Genomic DNA, 17,367 nt, shown 5'->3' with positions numbered 1-17,367 from the left:
GATTTTTTCACCTCCTTAAAATATATCTTGATTATTTAATAATACCGACCAGATGGTATTTTTTAACCGAGATTTAATTGAAAATTATATTTTCTCCTCGACTTTCGAAAACGTTGGAATTAGAACTGAAATATTATCAATTTCTTCAAGATTTACTATATGAGTGATTAATTGATTTAAATCGATTTTAGTGATATTCATCTCTTTTTCAAGTCCTTTAATAATTTGTATGTCTTCTTCTATATTAAAATTGTAATAATCCTCCGTAATGTTCATTTCCCTTTCGATCATCTGGCCATTTTCGAGTTCCACAGTAATTCTTGAACATAATGGTTTAAAATCAATTGGTGAAATGATTGTTGTTTTAGAGATAAGTTTGTGAATTGTTTTATCATTAAATTGCTGAAGATTGCTTAGGGTTACTTTACTATCCAATAATGAAACAGCAACGCAATAAGGAGCGCTCATCAACGTTTGACTGATATTAGCAAAAGGACCTTTAGAACTCATTCCTGGATAGTTAGCTTCGTACGCATTCATCTCTATTTTTATAGATTGAATTTGTTCAGTTGGAATTTGTGAATCTTTCGCTATTTGAATTGCATTAATTACAGGAGTTTGATTAAACGCACATACAGGATAAAGTTTAAAGGTCACATTCAAGATCTCATACAGCTTCCCTAAATTTTCAGTAATGTTCTGCGTTTCCTCTCTATTTCCTGCAAATGCATGGAAAAAGCCCCCTTTACCTTCAAACGAATGTGATGAGGCGTCTGCTCCATGCTTGGATAATAATGCACTTAAAATCCCGTTTTTTGCAGCTAGTCCATTTTCAAATCTCCACTCCATCGTTCCTGATGTAAACGCTTCCAAAGTTCCGGATGCAAAACTTGCTGCAAACCCTAACGCGTGAGCGGTCTGTTCTTCGTTCAGATTTAATAGCTTAGATGCTGCCGCTGCTGCACCAAAAATCCCATAAATTGAACTTGCTCTGAAACCTCTAGGAGTTGTTTTTGATGTATAGTGCTTACTTAGTACCCCACCTATTTCATAGCCGGCAATCAGAGCTGTTAGTAATTCTTCACCATTTTTTTTCCCGGCTTCACCCAATGCCAGCACTACTGGGATAACCACTGTTCCAAGGTGAGCAGTATTATGTGTATCTTCTTGAACCCGGCTATGAAAAAGAACCGCATTGGCAAAAGCAGCATCCATTGGAGAGCATCTTGATCCGTTATATAACAAAGTAGCCTGATTGGATTTAGAGCTGTTATGAGTTACAATCTCCGCTGCTATTCTTGGGAAATCGGTTTTATAACCAGCAAGTCCTACTCCAATTCCATGTATAAGACAGGTTTTTGCTTTTTCTACAACTTCATCTGGAATATCACTGTAAGACAGTTGAGACGTAAATGCTGCTAATCTTTCACTGACAGTTTGGGACATAATTCTTCTCCTTCCAATAGCATAAATTTTATAAATCAGTATAGAGTTCAACTGACTTAGATAACAAATGAAATTCTGTGTATGGTCCATCCTCCATGATTTTAGTGAAAATAATAATTTAAGATTGAGCGAAATGATAACTGGTAAATCAAGATCAATTTAATCATGGCAAATATATCTGGAATTTTATAAAAACTATACCGACTAGATGGTATTTTTGTCAACATTATTTAAAAATTCTTTATTTTTCATTTTTATATAGGATAAGCTGAGATTTATTTAATCTAATTGAAAAAATGACTACTTTCTTCTTACTTTTATAAAACTCTTTCATTACTTTATAAAAAAGATTGTTACTATCTATCTTCTTAAAAAACAAGGTAAAACCAATTTCCCTTAAAAAGAACCATTTTTATAACATCTCTAAAAACAGAAAAATATTATTCGATATCTTGTTAGGCTTGAAATTAGTATAGTTTCATAGAAACGGTTTAGTTATCATATTATGATGATGCAGTTAAGATTTTAAAGCAGCCCGCAGCCAATCATAAGAGCGTCTCCCGCTAATCTCATGTTTCCCTTCAAAAATATCGTAGAAAAATTGACCATTTGCTTGAAATTGGACATACGTTTTCTCTAAAGCAGCTATTGCTTTTTTTGCATGCTCAACAGGAAAAACTGTATCTTTGGTACCTGATTCAACAAACAATTTTCTTGGAGCAATTAAACCGATTAGTTCCGGCAGCTCTGCATATTGTAGGATTCCTGGAAGGTAATTATCAATACAATGTTCATTTGAAAGAATGCTACCTTTAAAGGTATTAGCAAATCCGCTTAATACAGTTGCTTTAATTCTTTCATCTAATGAGGAAGCATATGCTGCTATCAGACCGCCTCCGGAAAATCCCATAATTCCAATGCTATCATTATCTACATCATCAAATAAATTCAAAATGTCGATTGTACGTATTGCTTCAAACACTCTTATACCTGCAAGTGTTTTCCCATATAGTAAAAGATGTGTTGCCATTGTGTAGCAAGAACAAGGTTTATTATGTTCTTGATCATGTTTCAACATGCGATCTCCAAATCCAAGAACCTCTGGAGCGAACACTTTCATTCCTTTCTTTACAAGCTGCAGTGCAAAATGTTGATGGCTGCCGGGCTCACCATTATCCTCAGAACCATCAGGAAGCAGTCCGACGATTTCTCTACTGCCATATCCATGACCATGCAAAGCTAAGACCGCTGGAAAGCTTTCGAGGCTGCCTACTTTCGGAGTTAAAACGTATATAGGTACAGCTAATCCCTCTGCAGTTTGAAAACAGATACGCTCACGGATGTAATCTGGATTGTCTTCACTTTCTAAAATGTCAATTTTATATTCTGGACTTTTCTCGGGAAAATCACCTAATGCTTGTCTCAGCATTGATGATAAATACTTACGATGGTTTCTTTGTGAATGATCGGTGTCCTGTTCAGTCTGCATAATCTTATATAATCCTTCAAAGTACGTATCCAGTTTCCACATAATTATCCTCCCTCCTCTTTTTTATTTAAATTTTCTGACTTTTTAATATACAGTAACATCATTATACATATATTTGCTCGTAAATATTTCTCTTTAATCTTTCGCTATGTTAAAGATATTTGTTGGTTTATACATTATGTTGACTGGAGCGGAAGGCGTGAAATTCCTGCGGGATAAGTGAGTCAAAGGGAGTGCAGCTCCCGAACCGCCCGCGGAAAGCGAGCGCGAAGCGGAAATCCACAGGCCAATTTAAAAGAGCCTAATCTTTAAATCATGGATAAAATGAGGATGGTGCTTTCTATAAATCAAAAAAGAGGAGTATAACACTCCCCCTGATTTATTTATTTTTTTTGCGATGGTTTGCAACACGGAGTTCATGCTTTGCTTTTACATCCCCATGTTCTGCTAACTCACGAGAAAACTCTTCACTCACATTAGCTGGCTCTATTTTCAAATTTCCTGGCGTTTGGGGTAAAGAGTTTTTATTATTGCTGCGTGATTTATGTTTGTTTCCTCTTCCCATGATAACACTCCTTTCCTATTTTCATTTAGTATGGCTTTGATTCCCCTCTTTGATGAAGCATATTTTATGCATTTATCTCTAGTTGATAATTTGGGATGGAAAATGTATAAGAAAAAGAACCGATTCAGCCGCAATTGCTGTTCGGTTCTTTAAAAATGATCTGTAAAATTTTAAAATCATTTTTTATATAAAAGCCCAGTTAATATCTCACATATACAATCCCGCGAGAAAAATCCCGAGTGCTTCTTGATAGATTTTTTCATATTGTGTTATTGGAAGCGGGTTTGTTCCACTGCCCAGCTCAATGGTAAAACCATATCTCCTCCAATCCTGTATAAACCAGTCTTTGTATCCTGCGTAGCTTTCAATTTTTTGTATCGGCTCATAGCCGCTGACTCGGCTGAATTCTCTAGCAAGGATTTCAGATTCCGTCGGTTCCAGGTTCTCAAATCCCCAGTAAATTACTTTTCCCTGTGTATGAAAAGCGAGCACTCTTGAAAAATTTCTCTTTCTTGTCAGCTCTGCCATTGCGAACGCTTCTGGCTCGGATAACGGATTTTCCCCTCCATAATCACGTGGTCCTGCCGTTTTCGGGTTATTCGCTCTTTCTTCTTCCCATTTAGCTGGAAATTGATCATTCAGATCTACACCACGAATGTTGGCTTTCCATCCCGAAAAGTCTCTGTTGCCATTGTTTAAGGCGATTACTTCGCTTCTCCATGGCTCATTGTCAGGAGGTCCGTTTAACACAAGATTAACACCATCCACATTCACCATTGGCACGATCGATAAAAAATTTTCTTGATACAAACGATATACTGAAAGACCTCTGATTGGAATTTGGTTGGTCAGAGATAAAGCATAATCATTTAAAAACGTCATAATCACCGGTGTCGTTATCCATTCATTGGCATGAAAGGAACCATTATAATGAACCTGTCTCTCTCCGTTTCCAATCGTGATTTCAGGTATTTCTTTCCCAAGTACAGAGCGGCCGATTGAAGGCACACATAAAAATGGATACACCGTTTGTAGTTGCCTAATATCTGTCTGCATTTGATCATAATCGTACAGCCGGTTCCCTTGTACAATACGCGAGGTGACCCTTGTTGGTATATTAATCATTTGTCCAATTTCTAACTGATCAAAGAACACTCCAGGGTTTACCAGCAAGATTGTATCAATCGGAATCTTGTGGTTTTGAGAAATATGCGATAATGAATCTCCAACCTTTATTCGATAATTCTGTGTGACAAAACCAGGAATCTGAATTTTTTGGCCAACGGTTAGTCGATCCGATTGAAGCTCCTGATTGGAATCTTTAATAAGCTGATGATGAATGGTAAACAATTGGCTGTAGGACATTAAAGAATCGCCCGGTCTCACAACAATATCCATGTCCCTCCTCCTCTATGACGTTCTTTTTAAAATATATGGTAAGTTTGCCCGCTATAGTATATATAAAAAGAGAGGAGGAATCATTTCCTTCTCCCTTTTTCCAATCTTCTATTTATTCTTCTCTAGCTTCTTCAAATGCAGCAGATACCTTTTCAAATTCCTCATCATTCTCGATAACGGATAATTGCTCATCCCCATCAACACGTAACAAGAAGACATCAAAATCTTCTTCAGATTCTTCTTGAAGTTCTTCTGCAAAACCAACAGCAACATACTCTTTTCCCTCGAGAATTAATGTCCCAAGTAATTCCATTTTTTGTTCCTTATCGTTTTCATCCATTAATGTTAAGATTTCGCCTACTTCAATTTTATCCATATTTCTTTCTCCTCCAGTCCTAGTAACTATTGTGACGAGCTTTTTTAATATAATACGAATTTCATCGATGTCAAAGGGTCTGCGGAAAGCAGAGATGATTTTGTAACATATTACCAGCTTAAACCGTGCAACCACTTACAACCGTCTCGGCTTCTACAAGAAACACCATCTTTTAGAAGTCAGCAAACTTTAAGCATCATCAAAATAATATTCACTATTACTTTAATGCTTCAATCGCTTCCAAATCCTCATCGTATACTTCTTGGGGATTGACGACCTCCCAACTGCTTTTGCCATTTCACCGGCTTTGTTAATCGCAAATGGTATAAAATCAGCTGCAGCTGGATTTTCTGCTATCGAATTGTTTTTAACGTAACAAACAATGGATGAAACATTGGAGAATATTCGTGTTTTAATGAAATTCATATGTGTCACGCCGGTGGGGGCATGTTCATTTTCATGATTTAAAACGAATATTATATCGTATAAACGAATAGATAGTTCGTTTATGAAGAAATACTTTTTAATTAAGCCATATCATTGTTTACTCTTTTTATTGGATAATGATTTCTTACATAAAACAGCCTCTTTTTTCGTATTAAATGATCTAGTTTTAGGGCACTTTTAGGCTATTAAACACTCAAAAGAAATAATTTTTTCATATCTTACAATAAGTCATACTATCCATTTACTATGATGATATTTTTTCAAACAGTATGGGATTAGATTATATATGGGAGGAGGTTTATTTTGGATAATAGGAAAAAACGAAAGGAGACATCTTCAAGGTTTTGTATCTTTCCTGGTTATAAATGGTGTGGGCCTGGATGCAGCGGTCCAGGAGCCCCAATTAATGAAGTAGATGCTGCTTGTAAAGTGCATGATCTTTGTTATCAAAGGTATGGGCCTTCCTGTAGATGTGACAGGGAGTTTCTTGAACGTTTACGTCCAATGGCGAATCAGCATTCTAGTAGAGGGAGAAATGCTCGAATGCTTTATAATTATATAAAACTTCAAGCTCTTTTTACTTGCGGGTTCTCGAGATAATAGGTTGTTTATCCGAAGGTTAGTATTAATTAGAGAAAAAGATTGATTCTTTTTGCATAAACAGTAAATCCCCTATTTAAGTATTAGAACAAGTAAAAGTAACCAAAAAAGCTGCCGAATTCCGTTAAGGAGAATTCGGTAGCTTTTTCACTTAATCAAATAACCCATTCCGGTAGTCTTTGAAAGCCTGCATAATCTCTTCATCTGTGTTCATAACAAACGGTCCGCGATGGGCGATGGGTTCATTTATTGGTTCACCGCTTAGCATCAATACAGTTGTGTTTTCACAAGTCGAAGTTAACGAAATCTTTTCACCTTCATTTTTAAAAAGGACTAGCTTTTGTGAGGGTACATTTATTTCATCATTAATAGTAACTTCCCCCTTCACAATATACACAGCCGTATTGTGCTCGCTATAAAGTGACATATTGGCTTTCCCATTTTTATTGAAACGAACGGTCCATAGGTTCATGGGAGTGAACGTTTTGGCAGGACCATTTATTTCTTTGTATTCACCTGCAATGACATAAACGGTACCACCATCATCAGGAAGATCTACTTTTTTAATTTTGTCTGCAGTAAGAGATTGATAATTCGGATCTGTCAGCTTATGCGATTTTGGGAGGTTTACCCATAGTTGAATGAAATCTAACGTACCTCCATTAGGAAGTTCTGGGAATTCCATATGCTGAATACCTGAACCAGCCGTCATCCATTGCGCTTCATTTTCTTTTATCGTGCCGCCGTTACCTTTCGTATCGAAATGAGTGACGTTTCCTTCCAATACAATTGTAACGGTTTCAATGCCCCTATGTGGATGCAGCCCATCTGTTCTTCCTTTTCCGGAGATCGGTGGAAATATTGCTGCAGGTCCGTGATCCATAAAGAAAAATGGACTCATTCGATGCGGATCTAGGTTGTTTGGGAGATAGTTACGTACGGTGAAATCTCCCACAGAAAATGGCTGCGATCCATCGATCACTCGTTCAATCTGTTTTTTCATAATAATCTCCTTTTTTTAGATCACGATATCCTTCTTAACTATTAAATAGAATAGCTTTTGCCTTCGCAACTAAATATTTATATAATAAATAACGTTCGTTACTTATGATTAAACAAATAAATGGATCCAAGCATAAGTAAAATAGCGGTCAATTTTTTTGCATCCAGCGGATATGTTTGCCCTCCAAACAATCCAAAATGGTCAATAATCACAGAAATCAAAATTTGCCCGGCAATGATTGAAAAGAATGCGGCTGTTACACCAATTTTTGGGACTGTCATGACCATAACAAAGACGTAAAATGCACCAAGTAATCCGCCAATCAATTGCCCCTTTGGAACAGCGGATAAAGCCAAGAAATTTCCTTTTCCAAAAAAAATGACGATGAAAAATAATGCTACAGTCCCGATTAAAAAGGACATAAAAGAAGCCTCTATTACGCCAATTCTTTTTCCTAATCCTCCGTTAACCACAGCCTGTATTCCAACTGCAACACCGCCAACTAATGCCATTAATAGATAAACCCATTTCACTTCTTCCATCTCCTTTTTGCAATTGTACCGAACTCTCTAACTCTCTATCTTTTTCATTCTACTCAATATGATATTCAGTATCATAAGATGATAACCTTCCCATTATTTTGTCATTACTTGGTGAAAAAGAAAACTTTTTTTTATGTGAAGGCTAATTTGCATAAAGATATACAATAAAAAATCATTCTATATTCGCAAATAAATAAAATTCGCATAACTTAATGATAGAAGATTACTCTTGTAAAAATGTTTAGGGTGGAGATAAATAATGAGAAATAATTATTTAGATTTATTAGCGTATTTCGGAATAGGCGGTGCACATCCAGGAGGATTACCCTTAACAAAATCCATTTTGCGCAATGAGGCTATTGGACCTTCTAATTCTGTCTTAGATATTGGCTGTGGAACAGGACAAACTGCGGAATATATTGTCACTCAATTTAACTGTCCTGTTACAGCACTAGATAATCATCCAATTATGGTGGAGAAGGCAAACGAACGGTTTAAGAATAAAAATTACAACGTAACAATTGTAAATGGCAACGTAGAAAACTTACCGCTTCCCAACAATTCATTTAATTTCATCCTGTCTGAATCGGTCGTTACTTTTACTTCTATCTCAAAATCGTTACAGGAACTTTATAGAGTATTAATGAAGAATGGAACAATGATCTTAATTGAAATGACAGCAGAACAAACACTAACAGAAGAAATGAAAATAAAAATATGTGATTTTTATGGAATAAAGGAAATATTAAGTGAAAATGAATGGAAAGCAAGAATTCATGAAGCGGGGTTTGATAAAATTCAAATCGTGAACATTTCAACAGAGCTCGTTCAATCTGAAATCAATGATCTTAATCCTTCCCCGAATATTGATATAAAATATTATGATATATGGGATCAGCATAATGAGTTAACCGATGAAATTGACAGTCAGCTAGGCTATCGGGCATTTCGATGTTCACGATCATAATACAAAAAGCAATCTTCCATCTAGGAAATACTCTAGACAAAAGATTGCTTTTTATTATGAATTTTTCTCCAAAGTCTTATTTATCTTTAGTTTCTTTCAGAAAATATAGAGCCGTTTATGATTTCTTCTGAGGATTTAGAATAAAGCTCTGCATTTTGAAAGGGTCCGTGCTTTTTATGATAAGAATCAACGATTTGAAAGCCAAGATTATAACCAATCAATTTTGGGAATGGCCTTTTATTGCCGTATAAAAAAATCTGATGCTTTTCTCTTCCAATAATATTCAAGGAAGGAATAAAATGAGTTTTCCACAGCAGCTTAATATCATCCAGAGAGTAAAGATTGACCCATGGACCGAGAAATCTTTCCCCGTATAACTCTTTAACAGCAAACTCTCCTAGACCTTCAAGGATGAGAGAATCTTTAAGCGCTATTTGATTAGCTTCTAAATTCAAATAAGCTAACCGGCAAACATGGTTATATTCATGGGCCAATAATGCCTTTACCTCTGTCTCATTCAGTTCAGGAGATAAAAACAAAAAGATGGCATCTTTATAGGCTACTCCATTTTTATTCGTACTGTTTGTTCCGAATAAACGGTTCTTATTTCTTATTGGGAAAATAAATATGGCAGCCTCCGGCCCACTCCATTTCTTTTGTAAACGCTGGTATTCTTGGTCGACAATCTCCCAATAATTATTTTGTTCCATTCGCTTTAAACGATCTTCGATTTGCCTCCATTCATTTGAAGCAAATAACCCATGACTCAGTAGCTCATACTGGATTTCTTCAGGGCTAATCTCCGAAAAATTATTCTCGAGAGGAAAACAAATGGTCTCACATTGGTTAATGTAGTGATTGCTCCTCAACTGCTGCTTACATGCTTTCACAAATTTATTGAGCCATAATTGTGTTTTAACAACAGGCAACTTTCTCACCCTCTTTTTATTCGATCATATGAAACCTCATTACCTTATATGTTCTTCATTAACTCGCTGTTAACAATAAAACTATGATTGATAGACGTACAACCATTAAATGCAAGTTTGCACTTTTGCACATAGCAAAATATAGTTTCCGACATAAATTAATAGTACATTCCTGTTGTAAATAGAAATGAAAGGAGGGTTTGTATGTCTAATTCAAATGTTTATAATTTATGCTGCAGGTATCAAGGAAAAGTAGTAAGAATTCAAGACCGCAATGGAAGAGTTCATGTGGGAGAAATTACGAGAGTAAGTCGAGACCGTGTATGGATACGCCCTGTTCGAAATCAAGGAGGATATGGGTATGGTTGGTATGGCTATGGGTATGGGTATGGCGGCTTTGGCTATGGAATCGCACTTGGTGCTATCACTGGAATCGCTCTTGCAGCAGCTCTCTTCTGGTAACATTTAAAAAAATAATGGGATAGTTGAATACTGTCCTTAAAAGGGGTCAATGGTACTTGTTAGCACATGTCTTTCGTGTTCATATTACCTATGTTCCTTAGGCAGGAATTGATAGTTTTAAAGATATAAAACCCCCTTTTGAAATGGACAAAGGGGGTTTTTGGTATAGCTCTTTTTTATGAGCATTCATGTATTCCTACAATTTTGATAACCATTTTATTGCTAGGAAAATTATCGGATTTTATTTGACATTTCAATTATTTTTGTGAATTGTTCTTTCAAATGCCTTTCTGCTCCAGAAGTACAAGCGTATTTAATTAAATCCAATCTAGTAACAGGATTTAATTCTATATTTTCAAGGGCTACACCAATTTGTAAACCCGTAATGGTTTTCAAACTTTCATCCCCTTTCTTACTTCTTTGATAATGATAATGATCTGATCTGCAGTAAAATCGTTTGTCTATTTAGCTTTTATCCATATACTGTAAGAATTGAAAAAACCATGTTACCAAGTTTTCCTGACCGTTCATAATAATTTTTCACTTCAGTGTAGCAAAGTACATCTTCTCCAATAATCAATGGTCTTTCATAATGGTATTGCTCTCCATGAATCAGTCCTTTAATTGGCAAATTCAACCCCTCTACTTTCCCATAATCAAAAACTCTGGAAAATGTGGGAGGTGCAATATTGTTTTTATATCTCGATCTTTTACCTAACTCCTCATCGATAAAAATAGGATGAGGATCTCCTATCGCTTCAGCAAATTTTTTTACAGCGCTTCTTTCTACAGTGTTTTTGACCGTATTAGATCTTTTACCAATTAAGTTTGCAAACATGTTAGACCCCCTCTATAAAGTTCAAGTTTTTGGTTCGCCCGCAACATAGATCACTTGTCCATTAATGGAGGAAGAGTTTTCATCCGCAAAGAATGCCACTGCGTTGGCAATGTCTCTTGGTTTGCCACTTCTACAAACAGGGATTTTTGCTACACTTGCTTCAATTGGAAGTTCCCTCGTGTACCCCATTCCGCCATGAATTTGCAGAACACAATCCACCACAGTATTTCCCATATTAACTCCATATAATTTTGCGATTGAAGCTAAATGCCGGGTATCTTCACCTTGATCGAGAGTAAAAGCTGCGTTCAGCACTAACCATTTAGCTGCCTCTATTTCAACCGCTGAATCTGCAATCTGCCATTGAATGGCTTGTCTATCGGCAATTGGGTGTCCAAAGGTTACACGTTCTTTAATTTTTTCTCACCGTTAATTGTTGGAATTAGATATTTTTTCTTTTGCTCTTCATTGCCGTAGTAGAGGGTATTGTCCGCAGATCCTCCGAACTGGAACGGAACAAACGTTTTTGAAACTTCCATCCAAACAATAGCTATCATTATTTGTCCAATATCTGCTCCTCCATATTCAGCAGGAGTGTTAATTCCCCAAAAGCCCGCCCTTCATTGTTTTTGAAGTATTTATAATATTAATTTCATTTTCATAGTAATAACTTAATTAGAATGCAAGATTCATGCCAATACAAAAAAGCATTAGAATTGATTATTTTACTCCAACGCTTAATTCGTTATTGCATTAAGTTTTCTTTTTTTGGTTACTTACTTCAGTAAACCCAGTGATTCACTTTCGTAATGAAAAATTCAAATATGTATTATAGTTTTCAGGTCAACTATACTTTGATTTACCGCCGTAATTTCATTTTTTTCTATTCGTTCAATAATTCATAGTAGACTTATTTGATAATTTTTGTCCCAACTTACATACATTATCTAAAAGAATTCATTCATTATTAAGTGTTAAAAGATTTAGATATTAAAATTTTATTTAGTATGACACGTTTTTACATTTTCTGATTTCGAACATAGTGGAACCTCCTTGATCGTTATTGTAATACTTGATATATGTGAAAATTAATTAACAAAAAATGGACATGTGAAAATATTCATACATTTTCAGTCTGATTTTGTAGGTATTTGTTTAGTTTCATCTACAAAAAATGGAGGTATAATTGTACTAAAATACTCACCAGCAGCACATAATCAGTCAAGGCTAGTAAAGTATAAATCCACGAAGATCAGGAGGAACTTTATAATGAAAATTAAAGTGAAAAGCTGGAGAATGCTGACTGTACAAGATAAGATTTTTATTTTAGAGGCTGTTAGTCAAAGATCTAGATCTAAAATTCCGCTTAAAACAGTATCATAAATACCGTAAGAATCTTCGATTGCGCGTTAGTGAACCTTTGAATGCATCATATTTTTTAAAAGTTTGCGTTTCATTAGCTATTATATATGGTTTTAAAAAGTGATGAAATTGATTAGAGAGTTCAGAGCTGGAATCTAATTCAGCCGATTAATCAACTCCCTCTTATAATCTCATTATGCGTAATGATTTCTCAGTTCAGTCAATTGCTTTATCTTTGGTAGTTTTTCTTAACAAGTTGTCCTTTTATTTGGTTATTATATGTGTACTTTCCTTGTTATCCTTATATAAAAAGAAATGATACTTTTATTTAAGTTGATGTAGCCAATCAAAAGTAAAAGCCAAATCTTTAATGAAAGATTTGACTCTTACTATTCGTATGTTTTAAGATAAGCTATCTAATAACAGAAAATCTCTTTTTCTTATATTTTGCTTGGTTTTTTGAAATCTCTTTCCAGAATTCATTCGCGATCACTTGATATCCTCTTACACTTAAGTGGATATCATTGGGATTTGGAAGGAATTTCTTATAGTTTTTGTTAATTACTTCTGCAGTCGGAACGTAGTGATCACTATTTACTTTTGCACGCGTTTCTATTTGCAGATTTAAAGCTGTTAATAATGGTACTAATGCTGCTTGTTGTTGCTGTGGATAATATGGAAATGGGTTGTAATAGCCCATCACATAAACGTCTACTGTTGGATTTAATACATTTATTTCAGTTAATATAATGTTTAGATTGGTTGAAACAGCAGCTATGGCTTCATTAACTCTGGTCGGATCGGTTCTTAATGTCCCTAAAAGATCATTTGCACCGATATTAATGGTTAAAACGTCTGCCTCTTTAATTTCCTCTCTCACGGTTGGATTTGCTTGTACGTCAAACCGTAAATGATGTGATGTGTAACCAGATACGCCAAAATTATGATAGCTTACATCATAGCGCAGCCCATCAAAATAACTGGCAATAAAATCAGTATATCCTGTGTCAAAACCTCCGTAAGGTGTTTGTCCGGCGGCTAGTGAATCACCTAATGCAACGTAGTGCAGCTCATTCTCCTTTGATTCAGATGCGAAAGTTTGGAACGGTAACGAAATAAATAAACCAAAGGCGATCAGCAGCATTATAAACTTTTTTTCTGCTTTCATTTTCTCTCCCCTTTCATTAATTTTCCACTCTACCTCTTATTCTGTTTATTATTAAAAATATCCTTTCATTAAATATCATAATATTTCGACAATAAATCTCATAAAAATGCAACAGGCTAATTTATTACGAAGGTCCCTCTTTTTTGGTATGGTAAACATATGAATTGGAAAGGAGTTAAATTATGACTACATATAATTCGAGAGATGAAATAATTCTAAAAGAAAAATGGAATTTAACTGATATTTATCCTTTAGTTGCTGACTGGGAAAACGATTACTCACTTGTTAAGAATTTGACTCCTGAGCTTAAGGGATTCGATGGGGAGATAACTGACGGAAAAAAATTATATCAATATCTCAGCAAAAAGGAATTGGCTTCTAGTCTCCTTCAAAAGGTTTATGTCTATTCAATGCTTCAAGTAGATCTCGATACAAGGGACACTTTTGCTCAATCCATGCTGGCTCGAGTAAAACAGCTGAGTGTAGAGTTTAGTTCAGCAAGCTCATTTTTTATGCCATTTTTGTTGAGCCTAGATGAAAGTGTATTAAAATCATACATAAAAGAAGAACCTAAATTGGACTACTTCTCGGATGATTTATTGGAATCCTATCGCTACAAGTCCCATGTACTTAACAAAGAAAAAGAAGAAATTCTATCACAATTGGGTGAAGCCTTTTCTTCACCCAGCAATACCTTTGGGATGCTTAATAATGCAGATATCAAATTTGGGGAAGTAACGAATGATGATGGGACGAAAGTAGAGCTTACACGCGGAATGTATTCAAAATTAATTGAAGATGATGATCGAAGGAAGAGGAAAGAAGCGTATAAAGCGTATTACAAGCCTTATCTTCAGTTGAAAAATTCAATTGCTTCTACCCTTGCAGGAGCAATTAAAAATAATGTAACACTGTCTAAAATACGCAACTATCCATCGGCACTTGAAAAAGGGCTTTTTGGAGATAAAGTTTCGAAAGAAGTCTATGATAACTTAATTGCTACAACCAAAAGAAAAATCTCTCCTCTTCACCGCTATGCAGAAATTCGAAAAGCTAAGCTGGGGCTTAAAGAACTCCGTCAATATGATCTAAGTACTCCCTTGGTGAAAGGGGTAAAGCAGGATATTCCATATGACGAAGCTTATGCCATGATGCTAAAGGCTTTAGCTCCACTTGGAGCTGAATATGTCACTATACTGAAAAAGTTTAAAGAAGAAAGATATATTGATGTTCGTGAAACAGCTGGAAAACGTTCAGGTGCATACAATTTAGGGTTGTATGGCGTCCATCCATTTATCTTGTTGAATCATCACGATGACCTTAACAGCCTGTTTACACTTGTTCATGAAATGGGGCATGCGATGCACAGCCATTTTTCAGCAGAAAACCAACCTAGAATTACTGCAGGATATTCAATTTTTGTTGCAGAAGTAGCATCCACCGTGAATGAAGTGTTGTTGATTAACCATCTATTAAACAACACGCACGATTTGAATGTAAGGAACCATTTGCTAAACCATTTCATCGACCAGTTTAAAGGGACCTTTTTTACACAAGTCATGTTTGCAGAATTTGAAAAGACCACCCATGAATTCTCTGAAAGCGGAACCCCATTAAATGCTGAAGTATTTAGCAAATTATATGAATCCTTATTTAGACAATATTATGGGGATGAAATCGTATTCGATGACGAAGTGAAATATGGATGGTCAAGAATCCCTCACTTCTATCGACCATTTTACGTGTATAAGTACGCGACTGGCTTTGCTGCTGCTATCCATATTGCAGAAAAAATTCTAGATGGTGATAAAAAGACATTAAACACTTATCATGAATTTCTAAAGAGCGGGAGCACAGATTATCCTCTTGAACTTTTAAAGAAAACGGGTGTAGATTTAAGTACCCCGGAACCGATTGAAAATGCCTTAAAGAAATTTGAGCAGCTTGTTGAAGAGTTTTCGGCCTTATAAATTGGAAAGGGCTAACAAGAGGTTAGCCCTTTCCCATAAATGATCAAGAATTTATTTTTGCAAACACTAGAATGAACCCATTTATGATCAGGATCTTCATGCAGATGTAATTTTCTTCTTTCTTCACCCGCCATAAAACACAAATATTATACTTGATAACCAGTAGTCTTACAAAAACGTCCGCTTTGAATATGAATCAACAATGGAAATTAAAATAACATTAAAAAAGAGGATATATGTATTACGGACCGTAAGTTAAAAAAGATTAAAAGAGTACATTAATGTGGTCAGTCTACCACACTCTCAATGTATTCTTTTTCCTCTTTGGCACTTAAAATACCTGTTGCTTCTCCAACCGTCCCATCCTGCATTTCCCAGATGGTGTTGTGGTCTTGGTCAACCTTTGAGAAATCTCCGGCTATCCACCTATTCAGTATATTTCGATACTGATTTTTATTTACTATTTGCACCTGGTTTTCGACTTCTAGTCCGTCTAACAGCCATTGAATTCTAACGGTATGAATTTCGTAGAACCCCCATTTTTTGTCGGCTGCAACTTTTTGGTGTGACATTCCATGGATGTATTCCTGATAGTGATAATCAGCTAATTTATTCATATTTACATCGTGTCCAAATGGATTTAATCCATCTTTCTCATATTGTGCTAATTGTTCATCTGTGATATTGCCTGCTGATAAAGCTCTTGATTCCTTCATTAATTGTTCTTTTTCTTCAATATTAGAATCATTTCTGTCATCCGTTAGAGTTGGTTTGCGCTCTAACCATTCGTAGACTCCCAAGCTTAAGCCAATTGCCAAAATAAGACCGCCGATTATAATAAATAATGAAATCCTTGACATATAAATGCCCTCCTAATTATGGCATTTTTTTCTATACTTTCATCGTATAGAATATATTTCAAGGATTCAAGTGATTCATTTAATAAAACGATACGAATTGACTATTACGAATTAAAAAACGATCTCATCTTATAAAAAATAAACCAAATTTTTCTCATGCCTATATTGCTTCAGTCGTTATAGGCTTGAATCAAATTCGTAATATGAGCATAGGATCCACCTGCAAGTAACGCAGAAGCAACCAAAATGGCCTCAGAAAGTTCTTCATGGCTAGCTCCATTTTTTTCGGCATTTTTAACGTGGATCTCAATGCAATATGGGCATTGTGTGGCATGGGCGACAGCAACTGCAATAATTTCCTTAAACTTAGTACTCAGCTGTCCTTCCTTCATTACACTGGAACTAAATTCTGAATAGGCTTTATACCCATCAGGTGATCCTTTTTTTAAATAGTTTATATTTTTCAGATTTGATCTGCCATATAATGCATCGTCTGCATCTGGGTTTAGAGCATTGGTTATATGTGTACTATGAGAAACCACCCCTCCTGCCTCAACCCCAGAAACGACAAATACAGCTTCAACTAATTCTTCAAGAGTAGCACCTTCCGATTTGGCACTACGTGTATGGATATCAATGCAGTAAGGGCATTCAGTCACATGAGCAATCGCTATGGCAATGAGTTCCTTCTCTTTTCTGGTTAATGCACCTTCTTTCAACACATTACTGTTAAATTCGGAAAATGCATGAAGCTGGTTAGGAACAAGATTTTTCAACTGATTTAGGGATTTTAAATTTTCTTTTTGGTATAAACTGTTAGACATGTAAAGACTTCCTCCCAATGCTTTAATAGGGTATTGTTGATGATTCTCTTCAATATAGTACCCAGTAATGTTGAGATGTACTCCATCACCGTAAAAGTAACCATGTTAACTGCTTCCAGTT

Annotated in this window: 17 protein-coding genes and 2 pseudogenes; 4 read left to right on the top strand and 15 right to left on the bottom strand. The window is 35.5% G+C overall.

What is annotated here, in order from left to right; all coding sequences use genetic code 11:
- Positions 1-84 precede the first annotated feature (84 nt).
- The 6 genes from KP78_RS13600 to KP78_RS20780 all read right to left on the bottom strand — a co-directional run bounded on the left by KP78_RS13600 (position 85) and on the right by KP78_RS20780 (position 5,700).
- Positions 85-1,446, bottom strand: a complete 1,362-nt coding sequence (locus KP78_RS13600) for an MmgE/PrpD family protein (protein ID WP_052474824.1) — start codon at positions 1,444-1,446, stop codon at positions 85-87.
- Between the two features lie 517 nt (positions 1,447-1,963).
- Positions 1,964-2,977, bottom strand: coding sequence for an alpha/beta hydrolase family protein (locus KP78_RS13595; protein WP_041089717.1), 1,014 nt, complete (start codon positions 2,975-2,977; stop codon positions 1,964-1,966).
- Positions 2,978-3,314: 337 nt separating this feature from the next.
- Positions 3,315-3,500: a YfhD family protein gene (locus tag KP78_RS13590; RefSeq protein ID WP_041089715.1), complete on the bottom strand. Its 186-nt coding sequence runs from the start codon at positions 3,498-3,500 to the stop codon at positions 3,315-3,317.
- Positions 3,501-3,707: 207 nt separating this feature from the next.
- A complete protein-coding gene (locus KP78_RS13585; protein WP_041089713.1) occupies positions 3,708-4,898 on the bottom strand; it encodes a M14 family metallopeptidase in 1,191 nt (396 codons plus the stop codon).
- Positions 4,899-5,010: 112 nt separating this feature from the next.
- Positions 5,011-5,274 carry a DUF1292 domain-containing protein gene (locus tag KP78_RS13580; RefSeq protein WP_041089711.1) on the bottom strand — a complete coding sequence of 88 codons (264 nt, stop codon included), beginning with the start codon at positions 5,272-5,274 and terminating at the stop codon, positions 5,011-5,013.
- Between the two features lie 222 nt (positions 5,275-5,496).
- Positions 5,497-5,700 (bottom strand): hypothetical protein, encoded by a 204-nt coding sequence (locus tag KP78_RS20780; protein WP_131272626.1) that lies wholly within the window; start codon positions 5,698-5,700, stop codon positions 5,497-5,499.
- Positions 5,701-6,024: 324 nt separating this feature from the next.
- On the opposite strand from KP78_RS20780, the gene KP78_RS19345 reads away from it, so the two are divergent.
- Positions 6,025-6,321: a phospholipase gene (locus KP78_RS19345; RefSeq protein ID WP_084220067.1), complete on the top strand. Its 297-nt coding sequence runs from the start codon at positions 6,025-6,027 to the stop codon at positions 6,319-6,321.
- 151 nt (positions 6,322-6,472) lie between these two features.
- Here KP78_RS19345 and KP78_RS13575 read toward each other — a convergent pair whose 3' ends face one another.
- Positions 6,473-7,324, bottom strand: coding sequence for a pirin family protein (locus KP78_RS13575; RefSeq protein ID WP_041089709.1), 852 nt, complete (start codon positions 7,322-7,324; stop codon positions 6,473-6,475).
- Between the two features lie 98 nt (positions 7,325-7,422).
- A complete protein-coding gene (locus KP78_RS13570; RefSeq protein ID WP_041089707.1) occupies positions 7,423-7,857 on the bottom strand; it encodes a DMT family transporter in 435 nt (144 codons plus the stop codon).
- A 268-nt stretch (positions 7,858-8,125) separates the two neighbouring features.
- Between KP78_RS13570 and KP78_RS13565 the strand changes: the two genes are divergently transcribed.
- Complete coding sequence (locus KP78_RS13565) at positions 8,126-8,833, top strand: class I SAM-dependent methyltransferase (RefSeq protein WP_041089705.1); 708 nt, start codon at positions 8,126-8,128, stop codon at positions 8,831-8,833.
- 86 nt (positions 8,834-8,919) lie between these two features.
- Here KP78_RS13565 and KP78_RS13560 read toward each other — a convergent pair whose 3' ends face one another.
- Positions 8,920-9,762 (bottom strand): DUF2268 domain-containing putative Zn-dependent protease, encoded by an 843-nt coding sequence (locus KP78_RS13560; RefSeq protein WP_041089703.1) that lies wholly within the window; start codon positions 9,760-9,762, stop codon positions 8,920-8,922.
- A 204-nt stretch (positions 9,763-9,966) separates the two neighbouring features.
- Here KP78_RS13560 and KP78_RS13555 point away from each other — a divergent pair, with 204 nt between their 5' ends.
- Positions 9,967-10,224, top strand: coding sequence for a hypothetical protein (locus tag KP78_RS13555; protein ID WP_041089701.1), 258 nt, complete (start codon positions 9,967-9,969; stop codon positions 10,222-10,224).
- 231 nt (positions 10,225-10,455) lie between these two features.
- Here the strand turns inward: KP78_RS13555 and KP78_RS20385 are convergent, their stop codons facing one another.
- The 4 genes and pseudogenes from KP78_RS20385 to KP78_RS13540 form a co-directional block, all read right to left on the bottom strand.
- A complete protein-coding gene (locus KP78_RS20385) occupies positions 10,456-10,620 on the bottom strand; it encodes a hypothetical protein (RefSeq protein ID WP_200889228.1) in 165 nt (54 codons plus the stop codon).
- 79 nt (positions 10,621-10,699) lie between these two features.
- Positions 10,700-11,062: pseudogene (locus KP78_RS13550) on the bottom strand (MaoC family dehydratase N-terminal domain-containing protein); the annotation flags it as partial.
- Positions 11,063-11,083: 21 nt separating this feature from the next.
- Positions 11,084-11,679: pseudogene (locus KP78_RS19340) on the bottom strand (SDR family oxidoreductase); the annotation flags it as partial.
- A gap of 1,157 nt (positions 11,680-12,836) precedes the next feature.
- Complete coding sequence (locus tag KP78_RS13540) at positions 12,837-13,592, bottom strand: SGNH/GDSL hydrolase family protein (RefSeq protein WP_041089699.1); 756 nt, start codon at positions 13,590-13,592, stop codon at positions 12,837-12,839.
- Positions 13,593-13,774: 182 nt separating this feature from the next.
- On the opposite strand from KP78_RS13540, the gene pepF reads away from it, so the two are divergent.
- Positions 13,775-15,562 carry an oligoendopeptidase F gene (gene pepF / locus KP78_RS13535; RefSeq protein ID WP_041089697.1) on the top strand — a complete coding sequence of 596 codons (1,788 nt, stop codon included), beginning with the start codon at positions 13,775-13,777 and terminating at the stop codon, positions 15,560-15,562.
- 287 nt (positions 15,563-15,849) lie between these two features.
- Here the strand turns inward: pepF and KP78_RS18730 are convergent, their stop codons facing one another.
- The gene (locus tag KP78_RS18730) at positions 15,850-16,422 is read right to left on the bottom strand and encodes a DUF6241 domain-containing protein (protein ID WP_052474822.1); all 573 of its coding nucleotides are present in this window, start codon (positions 16,420-16,422) and stop codon (positions 15,850-15,852) included.
- A gap of 170 nt (positions 16,423-16,592) precedes the next feature.
- Positions 16,593-17,246: a carboxymuconolactone decarboxylase family protein gene (locus tag KP78_RS13525; RefSeq protein ID WP_041089695.1), complete on the bottom strand. Its 654-nt coding sequence runs from the start codon at positions 17,244-17,246 to the stop codon at positions 16,593-16,595.
- Positions 17,247-17,367: the final 121 nt, after the last annotated feature.

This window comes from Jeotgalibacillus soli (assembly GCF_000829435.1).
GTDB lineage: Bacteria > Bacillota > Bacilli > Bacillales > Jeotgalibacillaceae > Jeotgalibacillus > Jeotgalibacillus soli.
Note: the sequence above shows the minus strand (reverse complement) of the source record. Positions and strands in the feature narration are given on the sequence as shown.